Raw genomic sequence first — 19,433 nt, 5'->3', positions numbered from 1 at the left:
CGCATGACAGGCGAACTATCCGAGGCATTCAACGGCCTGCTCGAGGAGGTCCGGGCCGTCGAGCAGAAGATGCTTGCCGCCGATCCACCGCTGGACGAGCCCGATGTTCTCGACGGCTACCGCCTGGCGTTCAGCGTCCTGCGCGTCGCGGTCGACACCTACGTCTGGGGCGATAAGGACAACCCGATCCTGACCGACGTGATCGGCCCGTACCTCAAGTGGGGCGGCGACAACTCCGACGCGTTCTACCAGGTCGCCCCCGTCGACCCGAATCGCACCTATCGGGTGACCGGGAACCGCGGCGACGCCGTCTACATGTCGATGACGGTCTACGGCGGACCCGACGATGGCAGGTACAGCAACCGGATCGTCGGGACCGTCAACGACCGCGACCTCGAATTCGACGACGACGGCAACTTCGAGTTCACCCTCAGCCCCGACCCGCAACCGGGCACCTGGCTCAAACTGGACCCCGACGCGGTACACGCGTTGACGCGTGATTATCTCACCGAGCCGGCCACCGGGCGCCGCACGGAATGGAAGATCGAGGCGGTCGACCCGCCCGCGCGCAAGTCCGACAGCCCCGAGGACCTGGCAAGGCGTTTCCGTGCCGCGCGCACCTGGCTGCGCGAGCAGATGTCGTTTCTACCCACCCGCGTTCAGCCGCCCAACGAGATCGCCGAGCCGTTCCCGGTGCCGCAGCACGCGTACGGCTGGTCGGCGGCCGACGCCGCATACGCCATGGGCGCCTACGACCTAGGCCCCGACCAGGCCCTGGTGATCGAAGGCACGTCACCGGACTGCGTGTTCTGGAACCTATGCCTGTGGAACCCGTTCCTGCACACCTACGACTACAACTACGAACGCGTCACCATCAACGGCGCGCACGTCAACTACGAGCCCGACGGGTCGTGGCGAATCGTGGTCAGCGACAAGGATCCCGGCCATCCGAACTGGGTATCCACCGCGGGACGCGCACGCGGGCTGATCTGGCTGCGCTGGTTCCTGCCGGAGGCGACGCCGGCGCGGCCGGTCTGCCGGGTCATCAATGTCGCAGACGTCGCCGATGTTGCGGGCGCACAGTGATGAGCGATCGTCCCGCGGACATCCGGCTGGCCGATCTCGCCGAGCCTGTCTATTCGCCTGCGGCACAACAGATCCGTGACGGCCTGGCCGCCTATGCCACGACATTGCGGCTGCGGCCCGACGACATGCTCGCCGCTGCCGAGCAGCGCACCGGCCTGAGCGATTGGGGCGATCCCGCGTTCCGGGAACGCCTCGACGTACTCTGCGCGTCGCTACGCGACGAGGCGGGATTGTCGGAGGCCGGCCTCGCGGTGGCCTACGAGCAGGTGGTGCAGAACTTGGTCAACCGGTTGCGGTTGGAGGCGCTCATCGCCGAACACCCCGAGATCGAGGACATCCCCGTCACGCGGCCGATCATCATCTGCGGATTACCACGCACGGGCACAACGCATCTGCACAACATGCTCGCTGCGGATCCGGCGCTGCGCCACCTGCCCTACTGGGAAAGTCTGGAACCGTTTCCCTCACCCGACGAGGCCGGCGACGAGCAGCCCCGCCGCGACCGGTGCGCGACGGCGCTGGAACTGCAGGACACGTTGATACCGGAATTCAAGCGCATGCACGACATGACGGTCGAGCACGCGCATGAGGAGATCCAGTTGCTGGCCAACGACATCTCGGGCATGTTGCTCGAAACCGTCTACCACATACCGAGTTTCGCCGCCCACTATAAGGCGCACGATCAGGCGCCCTCTTATGCCTACCTGAAGCGCACGCTGCAGGCCTTGCAATGGCTGCGCGGCGGCACCCGGTGGGTTCTGAAATCGCCGCAGCACCTGGAGCAGTTCCCGACGCTGCTCGCCACCTTTCCCGACGCGACGTTCGTTGTGACGCATCGGGATCCGGTGGAGGTGACGCTGTCGATGACCACCATGATCTGCTACTCGTCGCGGATGGCCACCGCCGGGCCGGACCCGCACAAGACGGCCCGCCACTGGCTCGCCAGGGCCGAGGACCTGCTCAACGGCTGCCTGCGCGACCGCGACGTGCTGCCGGCCGATCAGTCGATCGACGTGCGGTTCACCGACTTCATGGCCGACGAGGAAGGCACCATCGAGCGCATTTACGCGCTGGCCGGGCAGCCGTTCGACGCCGCCGCGCGCCGGGCGATGGCCGAATTCCGCGCGGAGCACCCTCGCGGCCGGTACGGCGGCGTCCTCTACAACGCCGAAGACCTGGGGCTGGATCGCGACGAGATCGCGGCCCGCCTCGGGGTGTATCGAAAGCGGTTCGTCGAGGAGATGGCAGATGCCGACTGAGGGGTGGAACGCGCTCGTCGCCGGGCTGAGCGCCGCGGGCCGCGCCCTCGACGAGTCGACCGCCGACCTCGACGAGATGGACCGCGCCGACGGACAACTGGCGTTGCTGCGGGCGCTGAACAACCTCCTCGGGCGCCTCGAAATCGACAGGGATGCACCCGAACTCGTGCCCTTCAACGGTTGGCGCGAGAAGTTCTTCATGGACAACCCCGACTACCGCTACTGGATAACGGACGTCCGGGACGACGCCGGTTACCGCGTCACCGGCAACGTCGGTGACTCCGTCTACCAATCGATCACGGTGTACGCCGGAACGAACATCGCGACCACCACCGCGGTGGCGCGCATCGACACCGACGGCCTGCAGATCGGTCCCGACGGCCACTTTGATGTCGCGCTCGAGTTGCCGCAAGGCTCGACGTCGGTCTGGGTGCGCTACGTCCACGGCCACCCGAGCCCGGTCCGCCCGGGATGGTGCCGGATCGAGGCAGCAAGGCCGCAGCCGGGGCCGCCGGTCGGCCCGGGCCACGTGGACCGCGACCTGTCCCGGCTCGGCGCCTTCCTGGGCCAGTTACCGCGGCTGCTGGCCCTGTCGGTCGCCGCGGACACCAAGGAGCCCAACACGATACGGCACTGGACCGCGATGGCCGGCGGTGCCGCGTTCACCGAGCCGGGCATCCACTACCTGCGCGGGGCGTGGCGGCTGGACCCGGACCAGGCCCTCGTCGTCGAGGGACCTCTGCCAACCTGCCGGCACTGGAACATCGTGCTGTACAACCGGTTTCTCAACTCCCTGGACTACCGCCACCGGGTGGTATCGCGCACGGCGGCCACCAGCTCGGTCGCGGACGGACGGTATCGCTTCGTGCTCGCGGGACGGGATCCACGCGCCGACGGTTACGACTGGCTCGACACCGAAGGGCGCGGGTTCGGGCTGTTCGTGCTGCGTTTCCTGCAGCCCGAATCCGAGCCGCAGCTGCCCGCCGTGCGCGTCGTCCGGCTCGATGACCTGGCGGCCGGGCGATGACCTGGCAACCGCCGGCCCGCACGCCTGCCGCGGCGGCGATCTACGCGGCGGCCGAGCAGGACCGCGCGGCACGGCCCGAGCGATATCGCCTCGACCCGGACGCGGTCGCCGAGAAGGCCTCGCGCCGTGCTGCGGCCGCACTATTCGCGGAAGGCTGGCGGGCCGGCCTCGAGGCGCTGCTGGATTCGGCCGAGCGGGAAGGCCGCCTCAATGCGGTGGGCGTCGGGATGGTGCTGCAGATGGCGACCGGAAGGCTGGTGGCCGGGGCGACGATCGCCGAATATCTCCGCGCGCGCCCCGAAATCGTTGGCAAGCAGGTTGATCCGCCGATCTTCATCGTCGGTGGGTGGCGCACCGGCACGACGTTTCTGTTCCGGCTGCTGGGCACCGATCCCCGCTTGCACGCCCCGCTGCCCGCCGAACTCGTCGCGCCGTGGCTCTCGGCCGACCGACCCCCGGAACCCGAAACAACCGCGGCGGCAAGCCAGTTGCTGCACACGCTCAATCCCGACATGGCGTTCGTGCACCCGTCCGGGCCCACCCTGCCCGAGGAATGCGTCCTGGGCATGGGTACCGACCTGCGCAACTGGGGCTTCACCTCGATGCTGCGGCTGCCGGCGTATGCGGCATGGCTGGCCGGCCAGGATCTCGGCCCGACCTACGCAAGGTACCGAGAGGTGCTGCAGCTGCTGGCTGCACGCGATCCCCGCCGCTTCGTCCTCAAGGCACCGGCGCACACAGGCGAGTTGCGGCACGTCGCCGCAACGTTTCCCGGTGCCGTCGTCGTACAGGTCCACCGCGACGTCGTCCACACGCTGACGTCCGGATCCAGCCTCTTCGCCGTCTACCGGTCCACCTACAGCGACGACGTCGATCCCATCGAGGTCGGTCGCCAGCAGGTCGAGCAAAGCGAACTGTGGCTGCGTCGGGCCGTGGACTTCCGCGCCTCCGCCGCGGCGAGCGGGGTGTCCTTCGTCGACCTCGACTATGACGCGCTGATCGCCAATCCCGCGGCGGCACTGACGGATATCTACCACGCCGCCGAAATCGAGCCACCCCCTGACCTCGACGCGTTCATCGCCGCCTACCACGAGTCACACCCGGTCGAGCGCCATCGCCACCGTTACACGCCCGCCGAGTTCGGGATCGACGAGCGGGAGCTGCGCGACCGGTTCGGCTTCCTCAGTCCACCAAACCGCGAAGCGTCTCGATGAGCTTGACCCGCTCGGCGGGTGTCGCCGCGATGGGCGCTACGGTCAGGGTCGTGACTCCGGCCGCACGGAACGCCGCCACACGCTCCTTGACGAAACCCGGGGTGCCAATCAGGTTGACATCGCGGGCCAGTTCGTCGGGCACCGCCTTGGCGGCGGCGTCTTTGTCGCCGGCCAGGTAGAGCTCCTGGATCCGGTCGGCCTGCGGGCCGTAGCCGTACCGGGTCGCCAGGGTGTGGTAGAAGTTTTTGCCCTTGGCGCCCATGCCCCCGATGTAGAGGGCCAGGTGCGGTTTGACGAATTCGCGTAGCGGCTCGACGTTTTCGCCGATGGCCAGCACCGGACCGGCATACACCTCCAGTTCGCCCAGCGCCGGATCGCGCTTGGCCTGCCCGGCGGCCAGTGACTCGCCCCACACGTCGCCCGCCTTCTCCGGCAGGTAGAAGATCGGCTGCCAGCCCTCGGCAACCTCCGCGGCGAGCTCGACATTCTTCGGGCCCAGCGCGGCCACCAGCACCGGAATGCGTTCCCGGACAGGCTTATTGATCAGTTTCAGCGGCTTGCCCAGGCCGGTGCCGCGCTCGGGGGGCAGCGGGATGGTGTAGTGCTTGCCCTGGTGCTGCAGCGTCTCGCGGCGCCACACCTGCCGGCAGATCTCGATGACCTCGCGGGTGCGGGCGATCGGGGCGTCGTACGGCACGCCGTGGAAGCCCTCGATGACCTGCGGCCCAGAGGCGCCCAGCCCCAGGATGAAACGGCCGTCGGACACGTAGTCGAGTCCCGCGGCGGTCATCGCGGTCAGCGTGGGTGTGCGGGTGTAGAGCTGCAGAATGCCCGAGGCCAGCTGCACCCGCTCCGTGCTGGCTGCCAGGTAGCCCAGCGCGCTCACGGCGTCGAACGAATATGCCTCGGGGACAAAGACGACGTCCAGCCCGGCACGCTCCAGGTCGGCCACCTCCGCGGCCACCTCCTTGAAGCCGCCCGCATAGTTGATCGCCAATCCGATTTTCATGATCGACCCGCTCCTTTAGCTGCCTCGAGGGCCTCCCGCTGGATGCGGTCGAATTGCGCGCCCATCGCCTCCGACAGCGCCGTCGCGCCCGACAGCGGACGCACCATCACGATGAAGTCGTCGATCAGGCCGTCCTCGTTGAAGTGCAGGAAGTCGCAACCGGTGATCTTCACGCCCGGGACCCCGACGATCCCCGTTTCGAACATCAAGGCGTGGTCGCGGCCGTCGCCGATTTCCCGCACGTAGCGGAAGTTCTCGTCGAAGACCCGCATCACCCCGCGCAAGATGGCCGCGGTGATCGGCTTACCGACGTACGGCTTGAACGCCACCGGGCTGGTGAACACGACGTCGTCGGCGAGCAACGCCGAGACGGCCGTCTCGTCGCGCGCCTCGACTGCCTTGCGGAACGGGTGCATGGGATTACCTCGCGGTTGATGAATGTCTGGAGCAGGTCGCCTTGACGCTAGGCCCTACGCAGACGTATGTCCAGAGATGATTAATCACTTTTTTGAGTATTCATCTTGTTGTACTCTAGGTGGATGTCGCTGCGTGACGCGGTGTTGGCCGCGCTGCTCGAGGGCGAGTCGTCGGGATATGACCTGGCCAAGGCCTTCGACGCCTCGGTTGCGGACTTCTGGATGGCCACCCCGCAGCAGCTGTACCGGGAGCTGGAGCACCTCGCCGCGCAGGGTTTCATCGAGGCGCGCATCGTGCATCAGGAGCGGCGGCCCAACAAGCGGATGTACTCGCTCACCGACGCCGGCCGCGACGCCATCCGGCGGTTCACCGCGCGGCCGCCGAAGCCCTGCGTGATCCGCGACGAGCTGTTGGTCAAGGTTCAGGCATCCGATACGGGCGACACGGACGCCGTCCGCGCGTTCGTCGAGGAACGGCTGCAGTGGGCCACCGCGAAACTGGAACGCTACGAACGGTTTCGGGCGCGGATGCTGGACGGACGTACCGAGCAGGAGTACGTCGCCCACGCTGAGCGAGTGGGCCCCTACCTCACTCTCTTGCGCGGAATCGCGTTCGAGCAGGAGAACATTCGCTGGGCGGAGCACGCGCTGACCGTCATGGAACGACGCGCGGCGGCGCGCGCCTGACTCAGCACCAGCGGAAGGGCCGGGGCAACGCGATCGTTCGCTCCGCCGGCGCATACCAGCCCTGGGGCGCGTGTTGGTCGGTGTGCAAATAGCACTGCACCCGCACTTCCCGGTTGCCCGGCCGAAAGGTCAACAGCCTGCTCAGCGGCAGTGTGGTGATCGGCATGTGGTGGCGGCTCAGCGAGGCGACGTTGAGAAACCAAGTCCCCCAGCGCTGTTCGATGTGGGTCTTGCCGCCGTGGTCGTCGTCCGGGTGGGTGTGCGTGTGTCCGGCCAGCCACATCGCCACGCGGCCGGGATGATCGGCGAGGAAGGATTCGAACTGCGCGGAGTCGGGCCGGCTGTCGACCCAGTAGAGATACGACGCCCCCTGCGGCGTGCCTTGCGCGAAGGGGCGGTGGTAATGCTCGTGCCATTGCCCGTCGGTTCCTTTGCGCACCCCTTCCCATTCCCCGGAAGCCACCGTCGTGTTCTTGAGGACGTAATGGTGCACCGAGATGACGTTGAGTTCCGGGTGGGCGAGGATCATGTCCTTCCACCATCGAAAGGTTTCCCCGCTGACCACGCCGCCGGGGTTTCCGCCGAGAGTGCCGCGGCCGACCCGCTGGGTGGGTTCGTTGCGATCGCTCATCATCAGGAACAGCAGATTGCCCACCCGGAAGGAGTAGCGCTCCCACGTCCCGGCGATCGGGTAGCGCCGGGCCTGCGCCTTCACGCCGGAGAATTCGGGGTGCTCCCCGAGGGGATCGATCCACTTGCGCCACCACCACGCCTCGGGCTCGTCGAGGCCGCTGCGGTCGTGGTTGCCGCACACGCTGTAGACATCCTCGCGGCGGTGCCGGCGCAACGCGCGGAACTGATTTCGGAGCAATCGACCTTCGGCGTCGTCGGGCAGGTCGTGGTGCCCGCCCGACATGTCCCCGACGTCGACGGCGATGTCCCAGTCGAACGCCGGGCCGCCGTCGGCTCCCCCGGATTCGGAGTGAACGATGGCCTCCGCCAGGCTATCTCGTCCGTGGCGGTCGTCGGTGCCCACGTGTGCGTCACCGAACGCCCACAACCGAAACGGCCGGTGACGGTCAACCGTCATGCTCGTCCAGCAGGCCCCAGCGCCGTCGGACCCGCAGATCCAGCGCGCTGAACAGGCCGTCGACGCCGATTCCGATCACCAGGATGACGATCATCACGGCGATCGCCGACGGCATGTCGCTCAGATTCTGCGCATTCTCCAGCAGCACCCCGATCGACGAGGTGTTGGCGACCAGGACGACGAGTTCGCCGGCCATCAGGCTGCGCCAGGCGAACGCCCATCCCTGCTTGAGTCCGGTCACGAACATCGGTAGGGCCGCCAGCAGGATCACGTGCCGGTAGAGGGCCACCGACCGCAGTTGCAGGGTCTTCGCCGCGCGCAGCAGCAGGGGCGAGATGTGGTCCACGCCGGAGATCACCCCGATCGCCACCGAGGGCGCGGCACCGATCACGATGACGAACAGGATCGCCGAGGTGTTCAGGCCGAAGAAGATGATGGCGAACGGAAACCAGGCGATCGCCGGCATCGTCTGCAGGCCGGTGACCAGCGGCCCGAACGCCGTACGCAGCAAGGGGTTACGCGCCAGGAGCGCGCCGATCACCGAGCCGATGACCACCGCCAGGGCGAACCCGGTGACCGCCCGGTGCAGCGTGGTCGCGACGGCCTCCCACAGCAGCGCGCCCTGCAGCTGGTGCCACAGATTCGCGCCGACGGCGACGGGGCCGGGCAACACGAACGACGGTTTCCATCCGCTGAGCACGATCAGTTGCCAGAGCGTCAGAACGACGCCGAGCGCGAGCAGTTTCGGCCCGAGCGCGGCGGTGAGGCGGCGCGCGACGCCGGTGCGGGTCACCCCGGCGAGATCAGCAGTCATCGGTGGTTCCGCTCCGATTCAGTTCCTCGGTGATGTGGGCGGACAGTTCCGCGACCTCGGCGGTGTTGATGTCACGCGGGCGCGGCAGCGCCACGGCGAACTCCTCGACGACGGTTCCGGGACGCTCGCTCAACAGGACGACGCGGTCGGCGAGGCGCACCGCCTCGCGCACGTTGTGGGTCACGAAGACGACGGTCAGGTTGCGGGCCAGCGCGATCCGTTCCAGCTCGGCTTGCAGACGGTCGCGCGTCAGGGCGTCCAGCGCGGCGAACGGTTCGTCCATGAGCAGCACGTCGGCGTCTTGGGCCAGCGCGCGGGCCAGCGCGACCCGCTGCTGCATGCCGCCGGAAAGCTGGTGTGGTCGCCTGTCCGCGAACTCCGAAAGGCCTACGGTGTGCAGGAGTTCGCGGGCACGCGTCCGTCGGTCTCGGCGCGCAACCCCGCGTGCGCGCAGCGCCATCTCCACGTTTCCCGCGGCGGTCAGCCACGGGAACAGGGCCGGCGCCTGGAACATCATCGCGATGCGGTGGTCACCGGTTTGCACCGATCCAGACGTCGGCTTGTCGAGGCCGGCGATCAGGGAGAGCAGGGTGCTCTTGCCACACCCCGAGACGCCGACGAGACACACGAATTCGCCGGCGCCGACCCTCAGCGACAGCGGGCCCAGTGCTGAGACGGCCGCTCGGTTTTTGCCGTAGCGCTTCGTTACCCGGTCCAACCGCAGCGGCGCGAGCCCCGATTGTCCCGCAACAGGATTCGGCACCATGGCGGCACGGCCGGCGACGGTCGTCACGCCGCCACCGGCGGTTGCCCGGCCGCCGCGAGCTCACGATTGAGCGGGCCGAGGTCGAAGATGCCGTCGAGATTGAGGGGCTGCAGCAGGCCGACGGCGACCCCCTTGCGGACCTGGTCGTTGAGCGACCCCACGCCCGGGTCGTTGGTGAAGGTGGTCTCCCGGAACGACTCGGTCAGCACGTCGGACGGAAGGCCGCTGCCCAGGGCCTTGGTCAGCGCGGCGTTGGCCGACCGCGCCGCCCCCTGCGAGTCCCGGTGAATCGCGTTGTTCGCCTCGATCTGGCCGCGGACCAGACCCGCGACGACGTCTGGGTGGGCCGCCAGGAATTGCTGCCGCACCACCAGGACGGTGATCGTGTTCGGGTCCGACCACAGGCGGACACCGCCGGCATTCACCAACTGCACGTCGTAAGGCGCCGACTCGATGGCGCCGGCGATCTGATTGCTGATGAACTGCTGCACGATCGCCGACTCCGGGTTCGTCGGCTTGATGGAAACATCGCCTCCGCCTTGCGGATTGGTCTTCAGACCGTTCTTCAGGAGCCAGTCGCGCAGGCTCACGTCCTGGGCGCCGCCGAGCGCGGGATCGGCGACCGTCTTTCCGCGCAGATCCTCCGCGCCGGCGATGCCGGGCTTGACCACCAGCGAGGTCCCGCCGGCCGCGGACCCCGAGATGATCTTGATGGCGGTGCCGTTGGACTTCTGCCACGCATTGAACGCGGGATTCGGGCCGATGAACGCGGCGTCGAGTTTGCCGGACAGCAGCGCCGTCGTTTCCGCGGTGCCCTGGCCGAAGGCCTGTGGCTCGAGTTTCACCGTCGGTCCGAGAGTTCGGGCGAAGATCCCGCTGTCGATGCCGACGAGAGCGGACGCGTGGGTGATTCGGGTCAGATAGCCGAGCCGCAGGGTCACACCGGACGACGTGGGTGTCGGGGCATTGCCGGCGCAGCCGGCGAGCACGGTCGCTACCGCGAGGAGGAACAGTGTTGCGACATAACGTTTGGAAAGTGACACGGGCTTCTCCCGATGATGTTCTTGGGAAGTGTGAGGGGATTCGAGTGGCCGGCCGGATCAGCCAGCGTGGCACGAACCCGGACATGCCGCGCAGGTGCTGCGGCCGAAATCGATGTGCCGCCGCCGGGTCAACGCGTGCCCCGTCATCGCGGCTCCGCCGCCGGGACGCGGGATAGGAACAACGGGCTGGTCCAGACCTGGTGGCCGTCGGACTGCCGGGCCCGCAGGTACACCGCGCTGTGCTCACGGGGCAGGCCCAGCGTCAGCGTGCCGGTGACGGCACTGGGCAGCGCCGACGGTTCGGCGATGCGTTCCACGCGGATCCGCAGGTTGAGTCCGCCCGCGTCCTGTTCCGCCCAGGACCGCTCGATGAGCTCGGAGCCCGTCACCGTCAGTGTCGTCCGGTAGTCGTCTTCCTCGACGGCGGTATCGAGGTGTAGGCACGCGCTCGCCAGGTCGCCGAGGCGCAGGATCAACCCGATGTCCGAGCCGTAGGTGGCGGTACGCCAGCTGACACTGTGTCCGTCGGACTCGACGATCTGCTCCGGATGCGCGGCCGCCCAGGGTGTTACCGGACCAAGCGTGCTGCCGGTGACGGTGAGCCGTCCCGCCCAGGTGGCCCAGCGGTAGCGGTCTCGGTGACGCGCACCGCCCCAGCGCACCCGTACCAGCGAATCGGACAGTCCCGCTTCGGCGTTCATGTCCCGTCGCCACAGCGGACCACGGGTGTCATAGATCAGCAGCTCTTCCCAGCCCGTGCTGCCATAGACCGCGTAGTCGAGGTCGAGTTCGTCGGCGGCGGTGAGGATTTCATCGCCCATCCAATCGTCGCCGCTGCGCAGCAACGCCACCGACCGACTGCCCGTGGTCGCCCATGTTCGCCGGGACCGCAGCGCGCGGCCAACGTCTTTGGCGGTGAGTTCGTGCGCCAGCACACCGGTCAGCCCACCGTGGCCGCCGAAGATGTTGGCGCCGGGCGCGCCGCCGCCCGGTCGTCCGCGGTGTTCGTCACTCGCGGCGCTGGCGCCGACCTTGAGCCCGCGGGCCAGCGCGTCCTCAAGGAACCACGGACTGCTGCCCCAGCTGGAGTGCACCTCGATCAGCCGCTCGAGTTCCGGGTGATGCCAATCCAGCACGGCGCGCCGGCCTCCGACGTGCGGGATCAACAGGTAGGACTCGGGCTCCTTCTCGTAGGCGGCATACAGTTCGGTGATCGGCCAGGTCTGCGGCGTCGGCGCCGCGGCCGTCATGCCCTGCCGCCATTCCAAAGACTTTGCGATTGTGGTGTCCTCGCCGAGGAACACCACGTTGTGATCGCCGCCCACCCCGGCGGTGCCGCACCATTCCACGCCGGGGAAGCAGACAAAACGGCCGTCTTGGTTCGCCGCGCGGCATGCCGCGACCACCTCCGACCACGCGGTGTCGGTGATCTGAAAGTCGTTGGCGGTGTAACCGAGAACGTCGAGGCCGCCGATGTCGCGGCCATACTTCAGGTTCCAGTCCGTGCTCTGCGTGCCGACGGTGTCGTTGGAATGCACGTGCAGATCACAGAAATACGCCCGCGGTGCGGGCAGGTCCTCGACGACGTCGAGTTCGACGGTGGTCGGGCCGAATACCGCGGCACCGGCCCGTGCGCTCACCTCGACGACTCCAGGTCGCGTCGGCACGGTCAACTCGGCGTGGGCCCATCCCGTCGTCGGCATCGTTGCGCCGGTGCCGTTTTCGCCGGCGGTGCGTACCTCGGCGGGGATGTCGCGGCACGCGTTGCCCCACCGGTCCTGCAGGTGCGCGTGTAACCGCACGGCCGACGTCCGGGATCCCACGACACGCGGGCCGTGCACCACCAGGCGTTCCGGCGGGCCGGGAACGACGGCGATCTTGACGAGGTCGGCGTGGGCCATCCGGGAGGTGCCGAGCGGATCGACGAACAGGTGCACCTCGAAGCCGTCCTCGACGAAAGTCTGGACCCGGGTGCCCGGCCCACCGAAGCGGCGGTCACCGAACCGGATCTCGATCACGTCGCCGGGCCGCAGATAGCCATCCACCACATGCACCAGAAGCGACTTCTGGAACGGCCGTTCGCCGCCCTTGACGTCGTAACGGGTGGCCAGCTGCCGAACGGTGGCGATGCCGTCTGGCGACGCGCCGCCGATCGTCGACCGACTGGTGACGGCCGCGCTGGCGTAGTCACGGCCGGCGGGATCGGTGGTCTGCAGGTCCCAGTCGGAGTAGTAGCGGAAGCACAGTTTGAGCCATCCGCTGTCGGCGATGCCGGACCGCCCGACCGTGTAGGTGAACCTGATTTCTGCCACCGCGCCGGCCACCACCGTTTGCGTGTCGCAGGTGAGGGTGCCCAGGAAGGGGATCTCCTCGAACTCGGCATTGATCCGGTCCCGCACCTGCGCCGACGAGCAGTCATTGGTGCGCAGATCGCCCGTCGGGCGCACCGTGGCGGCAAGGTGCGACGCGGGCATGGCGTCAATTCTCGACGCTCGGGACTTAGACGTCCAGCGCATAGATATGATGCGATCAATCATCAAAGGTGATCAATTGTGAATCTGCAGCAACTTCGCTACGCGGTGGCGGTGGCCGAGACCCGAAGTTTCACCCGGGCGGCCGAGGGTCTGTTCGTCGTGCAGTCAGCGTTGAGTCAGCAGGTGCGCAAGCTCGAAGACGAACTCGGCGTCCAGATCTTCAATCGCACCACCCGGTCGGTCTCGCTGACCCCCGCGGGGGAGGCGCTGATGCCCCTGTTGCAGCAGGTCATCGCCGGAGTCGACCAGATCACCGTCGACGCGCAGGCACTGCGGGGCACGGTGACGGGTCGTCTCACCGTCGGGATGATGGAGATCCCGTCGGAGAGCCTGGACGTCGCCGCGCTCATGGCCACCTTCCATGCGCGCTATCCGGATGTCACCGTGACCCTACGCAGCGGCGGTAGTGACCTGCTGGTGCAGGCGACACGCGACCGCAAGCTCGACGTCGCCGTCGTGGGTTCCAACCTGGCCCGCTCCACCGACCGGCTCTCGTTCGACCACTTGTTCTCCGAGTCGCTGATCGCCGTCCTGCCGGCCGCGCACCCGCTGGCCGCCAAGCCCGCGGTGTCGCTGGCCGAACTCGCCGAGCTGCCCTTCATCGACTTCCCGCCCGGCTACGGGCTACGCCATGAGACCGACCGCGGGTTCGCCGCCGTCCAACGGCGCGTCGCATTCGAAGTCACCCGCGTCGACGAAGTCATCCACTTCGTCTGCCAGAACCTGGGCGTGGCGCTGCTGCCCGAATCGGTGGCCCGCAGCCGCGCCGAGGCGAATCCGACGCTCGTCCTGATGCCGGTGCGGGAGGCGGACCTGCGGCGCGAGGTCTACCTCGTGGCACTGCACTCCGAACTGCGATCCGCGGCGAGCCACGCCTTCGTCCGATGCGTGCATGACCACGTCACGCGCGGGGCACCTGGGCGACCGTCCCGGTCAGGTAGTGGGCCAGCACCGGCCGCAGCCATTCGGTGAGCGTCGCACTGTCCATCTCGGCCAGAGCAGGGATGCACAGGATGTAGCGGGCCGTGGCGAGGCCGAGCACCTGCGCGCCCACCAGCGCGGTGCGCTCGGCCGGCCGGTCGGGGACCACCTTGGCCAGGGCAGGGGCCACGCGCTCGACGAACACCTCGAGCATCGCGGCCGCGGCGGCCTTGTTGGTGGCGGCGGCGCGCAGCAGGGGCAGAAACGACCCCTCCGGCCCCCAAACAGAGATGAACATCGGCAGCAGCACGTCGGCGAGTTTTTCGGGCGGGACGTCCGTGAGATCCGGGAACGTGATGTCGAACCGCGAAGCCTCGGCGAAAAGCTCTGCCTTGCTACCGAAGTAGTGCATGACCAACGCCGGATCGACGCCGGCCGCCGACGCGACCGAACGGATGGTCGTGCGTTCGAAGCCGTGGTTGCCGAACTGCGATCGCGCGGTGGCCAGGATCGCCGCCCGGGTCGCTTCGCCGTCGCGCACCTTGGTGGCCATGAGACGCAGTGTATTCAACAACTGTTGACACCGCTACCGGCGCGGGCTTACGGTTGACTTCAACAATTGTTGAACTCACCAGGAGGGCGCCCATGACCGTCACCGCCATCCAGATCGGCCTCGACCCGGAGGTGATCGACTACTCCTCACCGGACTTCGCCCAATTCCCGGGCCTGTCCAGGGAGCGGCTGCGCGCCGCCAACGACGACAACATCGCCGGGTTGCGCGCCGCCGGCTATCACGTGGACAACTGCCTCATCGACGTCGGCGAGGCGGGGGCGGCCAAGGCCCGTAAATGGTTGGAAGCCAGACACTATGACGCGGTGCTGATCGGGGCAGGTGTCCGGCTGGTGGCCGGCAACACCTTGCTGTTCGAGTCGATCGTCAACGCCGCCCACACCACGCAGCCCGGTTGCCGCTTCGTGTTCAACCGCGCGGCGCAGTCCACCCCGGACGACATCCGGCGCTGGTACCCGGACCCGAAGGCGGTGGCGCGGTGAATCCCCACGACGTCGACGTGCTGGTGGCGGGCGCGGGACCCACCGGTCTCACCGCCGCCGGCGACCTGGCCCGGGCGGGCCGATCGGTCGCCGTCCTCGAGCGTCGGCCCGCGATGAACCCGTCGAGCCGAGCGTTCGCCACCATGCCGCGCACGCTCGAGGTGCTCGACGCCCGCGGACTCGCCGACGGCTTGTTGGCGCACGCCCACAAGGCTTCGGGCGTCACGATTTTCGGCGGCGCCCGCATCGACCCGACCCACCTCGACTCGCCGTACCGGTTCATCATGATCAGCCCGCAGACCAACATCGATCGGGCGCTGGCCGACTACGCCGTCACGCAGGGTGCCGACATCCGGCGCGGCGTCGAGGTCGTCGGACTCGAGCAGGACGCCGACGGGGTGACCGTCACCACCGATAGCGGACAGCGTTGGCGGGCACGCTATTTGGTCGGCGCCGACGGTGCGCACAGCACGGTGCGAACGTTGCTGGACGTGGACTTCCCGGGCAAGACGATCCTGTCGTCGATCGTGCTCGCCGACGTCAGGCTGGCGCGTCCGCCCGCCGGAGACGGCCTGAAGGTCGGCAGCACTCGCGACATGTTCGCGTTTCTGGCCCCGTACGGCGACGGCGGGCGGTATCGCGCGATGGCATGGGACCGCCATCACCAGGCGCCCGACTCCGAGCCCGTGCCGGACGACGAGATCGTCGGCCTCCTCGACCGGGCATTGGGCACCGACCTCGGCGTGCTCGAGGTCGACTGGAAGTCCCGATTCCATTGCGAAGAGCGACAAGTCACGCAATACCGGCACGGTCGCGTGTTCCTGGCCGGAGACGCGGCGCACGTCCACTCCCCGATGGGCGGACAGGGCATGAACACCGGCATCCAGGATGCGGTCAACCTCACCTGGAAGCTCGACGCGGCCCTGGCCGGGGCGGACGATGCGATCCTGGACAGCTACCACGACGAACGCCACCCAATCGGCAGGCGGGTGTTGCTGCAGTCCGGCCTCATGGCGCGGGGCGTCACGCTGCATCCACGTCTCGCGCGACTGGCCCGAAACGCACTGGCGCCCCGACTTCTTCGCATTGCCAGGGTGCGCGACGCGGTGGCCGGAAGCTTCGCCGGAACGACGTTGCGGTACCCGCCTCGCCGCGGCGAGCACCGCCTGGTGGGCACCCGCGCCACACAACTTCCGCTGACACAGGGCAGCGTCCCCGAGCTGCAACGGGCGGTGCCCGGATTTGTGTTCGTCCATGAGCACGGCGCGGCCGCCGTAGAGGCCGCCGGGGTGCTGCAGGCCGAGCGCACCGACGACGGCCCGGCGGTGCTGGTCAGGCCGGACGGCTACGTCGCGTGGGCCGGCGCCTCGACCGATCACGCCGCGTGGGCCGCAGCCCTGTCCCGGTGGACCGCGCCGTCACCAGAATGCGGACCAGTAGGGCTCGTCCTGGATTAGCCGCTGCAGGAAGTCCAGGGCTTCCTGGCCGTATTTCTCGGGGCCGTCGCCGTGCGCCAACTGGCACCACTTCGGATCAACCTGCGCGATCCACACGATCTCCAGATCCTGCGCCCGCTCGCCCGACGTGGGTGAGATCAGATCGTTCGCGAACGCCAGCGCGCCGGGCTCGGTGAGCCCGTCGCTGTAGTCCAGGTACTGACCGTCGCTTTGAGTCACGACGTGGTAGTGCGGCATCTTGGCCAACTGATCCGACAGCGATTCCCTAGCCATCGGCTATGTCTAACACGAAAGGCGTTCGCCGGAAATTGCATTGCCCGCTCGGTAAGGTCGGCCCATGACGTCGCGCCGCATCGACACCCGGCTTGGTTCGTACTCGCCGACCGCTATCAGCGTTTTTCGCGCGGTGTTCGGGTTCCTGTACCTCTGCCAAGGCATGGCAGCGCTGTTCAAGTGGCCCGCCGACGTGGTGGGTACCGTCCACGTCGGGGACTGGCCGCTGTGGTACGCGGGCGTCATCGAATTCGCCGCGGGGCTGCTGATCATGGTCGGATTGTTCACTCGCATAGCAGCATTCGTCGCCTCGGGGCAGATGGCCGTCGCATATTTCTGGCATCATCAGCCGAACGGACTACTCCCGATCCAAAACAAGGGTGAGCTTGCCGTGACGTTCTGTTTCGCGTTTCTCCTGTTGGTGTTCACCGGTGGCGGCAGGTACGCGCTCGATGCGCGGCGTCGTGGCGGTTTTTAGCCATCGCGCTGAAGGCGGGAATGAAACAACGCGCCGACAGGGTTGGGTGAGTCATGACCACCACAGCGGATACCGCGGCAGAGACGTTCGAGGCGGCGTGGAACCGCTGGCACCAGGACCGGGAGAGCTACTTCGCCGACCCGCTCGGCTGGGTGAGCCTGACCGGCTTGTACTGGCTCACCGAGGAATTCGATCGGGTCGCCGACCTGCCGGGTCGCTGGCGGGCGGACGGCGACGCCGTGTACGTGGAGGGCATCGACGGAACCGACCGGCTTGAGCCTGTCGAAGGCGCGCCCGGGGTTCTCGTCAACATCGGGGAACGCCGCGTCGAGGTCATCCGGCGGACCGGCTCCGCGGCTCTGCGGGTGCATGACCCGAAGTCTCCGCACCTGCTGACGTACCAAGGCATCCCCACCTATGCGCCCAGCGAACGATGGCGCATCGCAGGCAGATTCACGCCCTACGAGCGGTCCGAGACAGTGACCACGGGGGCCGTCGTCGAAGGACTCGAACATCACCTCAACGCCGTCGGTGTCATCGACTTCGAACTGGCGGGCACGGCCCTGCGGCTCGTCGCATTCGACAAGGCGCCCGTCGGGTTGCACGTCCTGTTCACCGACGCCACCAGCGGCGTCACGACTTATCCCGGCGCCAGGTCGCTCTCGATCGCAGAGCCGGACGACGACGGGACCGTGGTGCTCGATTTCAACCGGGCGTCGAACCTGCCGTGCTCGTTCACCGACTACGCGACGTGCCCCGTGGCTCCGGCCGACAACCGGCTGCCGGTGGCCATCGAGGCCGGCGAGAAGAACCCGCGCTGAGCGTGGGCCCGGGCCGGGCATCGATGCCCGCACTGCGGCCTCCGCGGAAGGATGTGCCGTTTTGCCCGCCTCATAGCGACAAATCTCGTTGCGGCGCAGAAATTTTCGGAAGTTGTCGCTGAGAGGCGGGTGCATAAGGCATACGTCGGCTTTCCTCTGACCCAGCCACCTGTGCACGCGATCTGGTGACGATTTCGTCAGAAATCATTGACCCCTTGGTCCAGATATGTGACGATTTCGTCAGATAGTCGACCGTGGGAGGCCAGCCATGCGCAAGGGTCCCCGCGGTGTCCCGACGTATCGGGCGAACGTCTACACCACCGACGCCCTGCTCAACCCATACGAGCACTACCGGCGGCTGCGCCGCCTCGGCCCCGTGGTGTGGCTACCCGCACACCGGGTGTACGCGCTGCCCCGCTATGCCGAATGCGAGTCCACGCTCCGCAACGACCAGGCGTTCATCTCGGGTAACGGCGTCGCGCTGAACGCGCTGAGCAACCGGCTGTCCCGCGGCACGACGCTCAGCAGTGACGGCGCCGACCACGATCGGCGCCGCAAGCTGCTCGCCCACCGGCTGCTGCCGAGGGCGCTGCGCACTATCGACGAAGCGATCGACGCTCAGGCCGGCGCCGTCGTCGATGCCGCGCTGCGCCGTGGCGCGGTCGACGCCGTCGCCGATCTCGCGACCGCCCTGCCGCTGGCCGTCGTCCCCGATCTCGTCGGCTGGCCACGCAACCAGCGCGACCATCTCATCGACTGGGGCGGCGCCACATTCGACATTCTCGGCCCGGTCAATTGGCAAGCCGTCAAGTCGGTCCCGCGCAGCCTGCAGATGCTGTGGTTTGCGCACCGCGTGGTACGCGAGCGCTCGGTCCTGGACGGCAGCATCGCCCACGAACTGCTCTGCGCCGCCGACGCCGGCAAGCTCGCCCGCTCGGAGTGCCCCGCGCTGATGATCGACTACCTCGCGCCATCCCTGGACACGACGATCAGCGCCATTTCCAATGCCCTCTACCTGCTGGCGGTCCATCCCGAGCAGTGGCAGCTGCTGAAGCACGATCCCGGGTTGATCCCCAACGCCATCAACGAGGTCATCCGCTACGAATCACCGCTACGGGCGTTCGCCCGGCAGGTCCGCGGCGACACCGACATCGGCGGCATCGCGATACCCGACAGGTCGCGGGTCCTGGTCATGTACGCCTCGGCGAACAGGGACGAGGACGAGTGGGACAGGCCCGATACGTTCGACATCCGCCGCGACGCCGGCCGCCAGCTCGGCTTCGGCAACGGGTCCCACGCCTGCGCGGGCCAAGGCCTCGCACGCCTGGAGACCGCCGCCATGCTGCGGGCGTTGCTGGAAAGGGTCGAACGCATCGAACTGGACGGGCGACCCACCTGGGCCGTGAACAACATCATCCGCCGGCACCGCCACCTGCCCGTCAAGCTCGTCCCGGCCTGACGAGCCCGGACGCGCGTGCGCCGGCG

The 19,433-nt window shown here is 68.1% G+C and carries 20 protein-coding genes; 11 read left to right on the top strand and 9 right to left on the bottom strand.

The genetic code is table 11. The features are described from left to right. The first annotated feature begins 3 nt into the window (after nucleotides 1-3). The 4 genes from AC5Y5V_RS01825 to AC5Y5V_RS01810 are packed head-to-tail and all read left to right on the top strand — an operon-like array spanning nucleotide 4 to nucleotide 4,586. Nucleotides 4-1,086, top strand: a complete 1,083-nt coding sequence (locus AC5Y5V_RS01825; RefSeq protein ID WP_499930876.1) for a DUF1214 domain-containing protein — start codon at nucleotides 4-6, stop codon at nucleotides 1,084-1,086. Beyond that, complete coding sequence (locus AC5Y5V_RS01820) at nucleotides 1,086-2,345, top strand: sulfotransferase family protein (protein ID WP_499930875.1); 1,260 nt, start codon at nucleotides 1,086-1,088, stop codon at nucleotides 2,343-2,345. Before AC5Y5V_RS01825 ends, AC5Y5V_RS01820 begins: the two co-directional genes overlap by 1 nt. After that, a complete protein-coding gene (locus AC5Y5V_RS01815) occupies nucleotides 2,335-3,372 on the top strand; it encodes a DUF1214 domain-containing protein (RefSeq protein ID WP_499930874.1) in 1,038 nt (345 codons plus the stop codon). Before AC5Y5V_RS01820 ends, AC5Y5V_RS01815 begins: the two co-directional genes overlap by 11 nt. After that, entirely contained in the window at nucleotides 3,369-4,586 is a 1,218-nt protein-coding gene (locus tag AC5Y5V_RS01810) for a sulfotransferase family protein (protein ID WP_499930873.1), read from the top strand. The genes AC5Y5V_RS01815 and AC5Y5V_RS01810 overlap by 4 nt, the downstream gene beginning before the upstream one ends. On the opposite strand, the gene AC5Y5V_RS01805 is transcribed toward AC5Y5V_RS01810, so the two are convergent. After that, complete coding sequence (locus AC5Y5V_RS01805; protein WP_499930872.1) at nucleotides 4,555-5,595, bottom strand: LLM class F420-dependent oxidoreductase; 1,041 nt, start codon at nucleotides 5,593-5,595, stop codon at nucleotides 4,555-4,557. The genes AC5Y5V_RS01810 and AC5Y5V_RS01805 overlap by 32 nt on opposite strands. Then, nucleotides 5,592-6,011 (bottom strand): nuclear transport factor 2 family protein, encoded by a 420-nt coding sequence (locus AC5Y5V_RS01800; RefSeq protein WP_499930871.1) that lies wholly within the window; start codon nucleotides 6,009-6,011, stop codon nucleotides 5,592-5,594. Before AC5Y5V_RS01800 ends, AC5Y5V_RS01805 begins: the two co-directional genes overlap by 4 nt. A 123-nt stretch (nucleotides 6,012-6,134) precedes the next feature. Between AC5Y5V_RS01800 and AC5Y5V_RS01795 the strand changes: the two genes are divergently transcribed. Next, nucleotides 6,135-6,698 carry a PadR family transcriptional regulator gene (locus AC5Y5V_RS01795; RefSeq protein ID WP_499930870.1) on the top strand — a complete coding sequence of 188 codons (564 nt, stop codon included), beginning with the start codon at nucleotides 6,135-6,137 and terminating at the stop codon, nucleotides 6,696-6,698. Between the two features lies 1 nt (nucleotide 6,699). On the opposite strand, the gene AC5Y5V_RS01790 is transcribed toward AC5Y5V_RS01795, so the two are convergent. From AC5Y5V_RS01790 to AC5Y5V_RS01770, 5 genes are all read right to left on the bottom strand, one after another. Next, nucleotides 6,700-7,788 carry a hypothetical protein gene (locus tag AC5Y5V_RS01790; RefSeq protein ID WP_499930869.1) on the bottom strand — a complete coding sequence of 363 codons (1,089 nt, stop codon included), beginning with the start codon at nucleotides 7,786-7,788 and terminating at the stop codon, nucleotides 6,700-6,702. Continuing rightward, entirely contained in the window at nucleotides 7,778-8,602 is an 825-nt protein-coding gene (locus AC5Y5V_RS01785; protein WP_499930868.1) for an ABC transporter permease, read from the bottom strand. Before AC5Y5V_RS01785 ends, AC5Y5V_RS01790 begins: the two co-directional genes overlap by 11 nt. Next, nucleotides 8,592-9,326, bottom strand: a complete 735-nt coding sequence (locus AC5Y5V_RS01780; RefSeq protein ID WP_499931095.1) for an ABC transporter ATP-binding protein — start codon at nucleotides 9,324-9,326, stop codon at nucleotides 8,592-8,594. Before AC5Y5V_RS01780 ends, AC5Y5V_RS01785 begins: the two co-directional genes overlap by 11 nt. 65 nt (nucleotides 9,327-9,391) lie before the next feature. Further along, nucleotides 9,392-10,411 (bottom strand): ABC transporter substrate-binding protein, encoded by a 1,020-nt coding sequence (locus AC5Y5V_RS01775; protein WP_499930867.1) that lies wholly within the window; start codon nucleotides 10,409-10,411, stop codon nucleotides 9,392-9,394. Nucleotides 10,412-10,554: 143 nt separating this feature from the next. Beyond that, nucleotides 10,555-12,885, bottom strand: a complete 2,331-nt coding sequence (locus tag AC5Y5V_RS01770; RefSeq protein ID WP_499930866.1) for a CehA/McbA family metallohydrolase domain-containing protein — start codon at nucleotides 12,883-12,885, stop codon at nucleotides 10,555-10,557. A 78-nt stretch (nucleotides 12,886-12,963) separates the two neighbouring features. Between AC5Y5V_RS01770 and AC5Y5V_RS01765 the strand changes: the two genes are divergently transcribed. Continuing rightward, nucleotides 12,964-13,917, top strand: a complete 954-nt coding sequence (locus AC5Y5V_RS01765) for a LysR family transcriptional regulator (RefSeq protein ID WP_499930865.1) — start codon at nucleotides 12,964-12,966, stop codon at nucleotides 13,915-13,917. Here AC5Y5V_RS01765 and AC5Y5V_RS01760 read toward each other — a convergent pair. Continuing rightward, the gene (locus AC5Y5V_RS01760; protein ID WP_499930864.1) at nucleotides 13,847-14,419 is read right to left on the bottom strand and encodes a TetR/AcrR family transcriptional regulator; all 573 of its coding nucleotides are present in this window, start codon (nucleotides 14,417-14,419) and stop codon (nucleotides 13,847-13,849) included. The genes AC5Y5V_RS01765 and AC5Y5V_RS01760 overlap by 71 nt on opposite strands. A 92-nt stretch (nucleotides 14,420-14,511) precedes the next feature. Here AC5Y5V_RS01760 and AC5Y5V_RS01755 point away from each other — a divergent pair, with 92 nt between their 5' ends. Both AC5Y5V_RS01755 and AC5Y5V_RS01750 read left to right on the top strand, forming a co-directional pair. Next, nucleotides 14,512-14,919 carry a hypothetical protein gene (locus tag AC5Y5V_RS01755; protein WP_499930863.1) on the top strand — a complete coding sequence of 136 codons (408 nt, stop codon included), beginning with the start codon at nucleotides 14,512-14,514 and terminating at the stop codon, nucleotides 14,917-14,919. After that, on the top strand, nucleotides 14,916-16,376 hold the full coding sequence (locus tag AC5Y5V_RS01750; RefSeq protein WP_499930862.1) for an FAD-dependent oxidoreductase: 1,461 nt from the start codon (nucleotides 14,916-14,918) through the stop codon (nucleotides 16,374-16,376). The genes AC5Y5V_RS01755 and AC5Y5V_RS01750 overlap by 4 nt, the downstream gene beginning before the upstream one ends. Here the strand turns inward: AC5Y5V_RS01750 and AC5Y5V_RS01745 are convergent. After that, on the bottom strand, nucleotides 16,338-16,649 hold the full coding sequence (locus AC5Y5V_RS01745; protein ID WP_499930861.1) for a hypothetical protein: 312 nt from the start codon (nucleotides 16,647-16,649) through the stop codon (nucleotides 16,338-16,340). The two genes, AC5Y5V_RS01750 and AC5Y5V_RS01745, sit on opposite strands and share 39 nt — an antisense overlap. A 64-nt stretch (nucleotides 16,650-16,713) precedes the next feature. Here AC5Y5V_RS01745 and AC5Y5V_RS01740 point away from each other — a divergent pair, with 64 nt between their 5' ends. From AC5Y5V_RS01740 to AC5Y5V_RS01730, 3 genes are all read left to right on the top strand, one after another. After that, a complete protein-coding gene (locus AC5Y5V_RS01740) occupies nucleotides 16,714-17,127 on the top strand; it encodes a DoxX family protein (RefSeq protein WP_499930860.1) in 414 nt (137 codons plus the stop codon). Nucleotides 17,128-17,180: 53 nt separating this feature from the next. After that, nucleotides 17,181-17,948, top strand: a complete 768-nt coding sequence (locus AC5Y5V_RS01735; protein WP_499930859.1) for a DUF1684 domain-containing protein — start codon at nucleotides 17,181-17,183, stop codon at nucleotides 17,946-17,948. A gap of 268 nt (nucleotides 17,949-18,216) precedes the next feature. Then, entirely contained in the window at nucleotides 18,217-19,407 is a 1,191-nt protein-coding gene (locus AC5Y5V_RS01730) for a cytochrome P450 (protein ID WP_499930858.1), read from the top strand. Nucleotides 19,408-19,433: the final 26 nt, after the last annotated feature.

The sequence above is a fragment of the Mycobacterium sp. NGS68 genome (assembly GCF_059812195.1).
The sequence above is the reverse complement of the archived record's forward strand: the minus strand, read 5'-3'. Positions and strand labels throughout refer to the sequence as shown.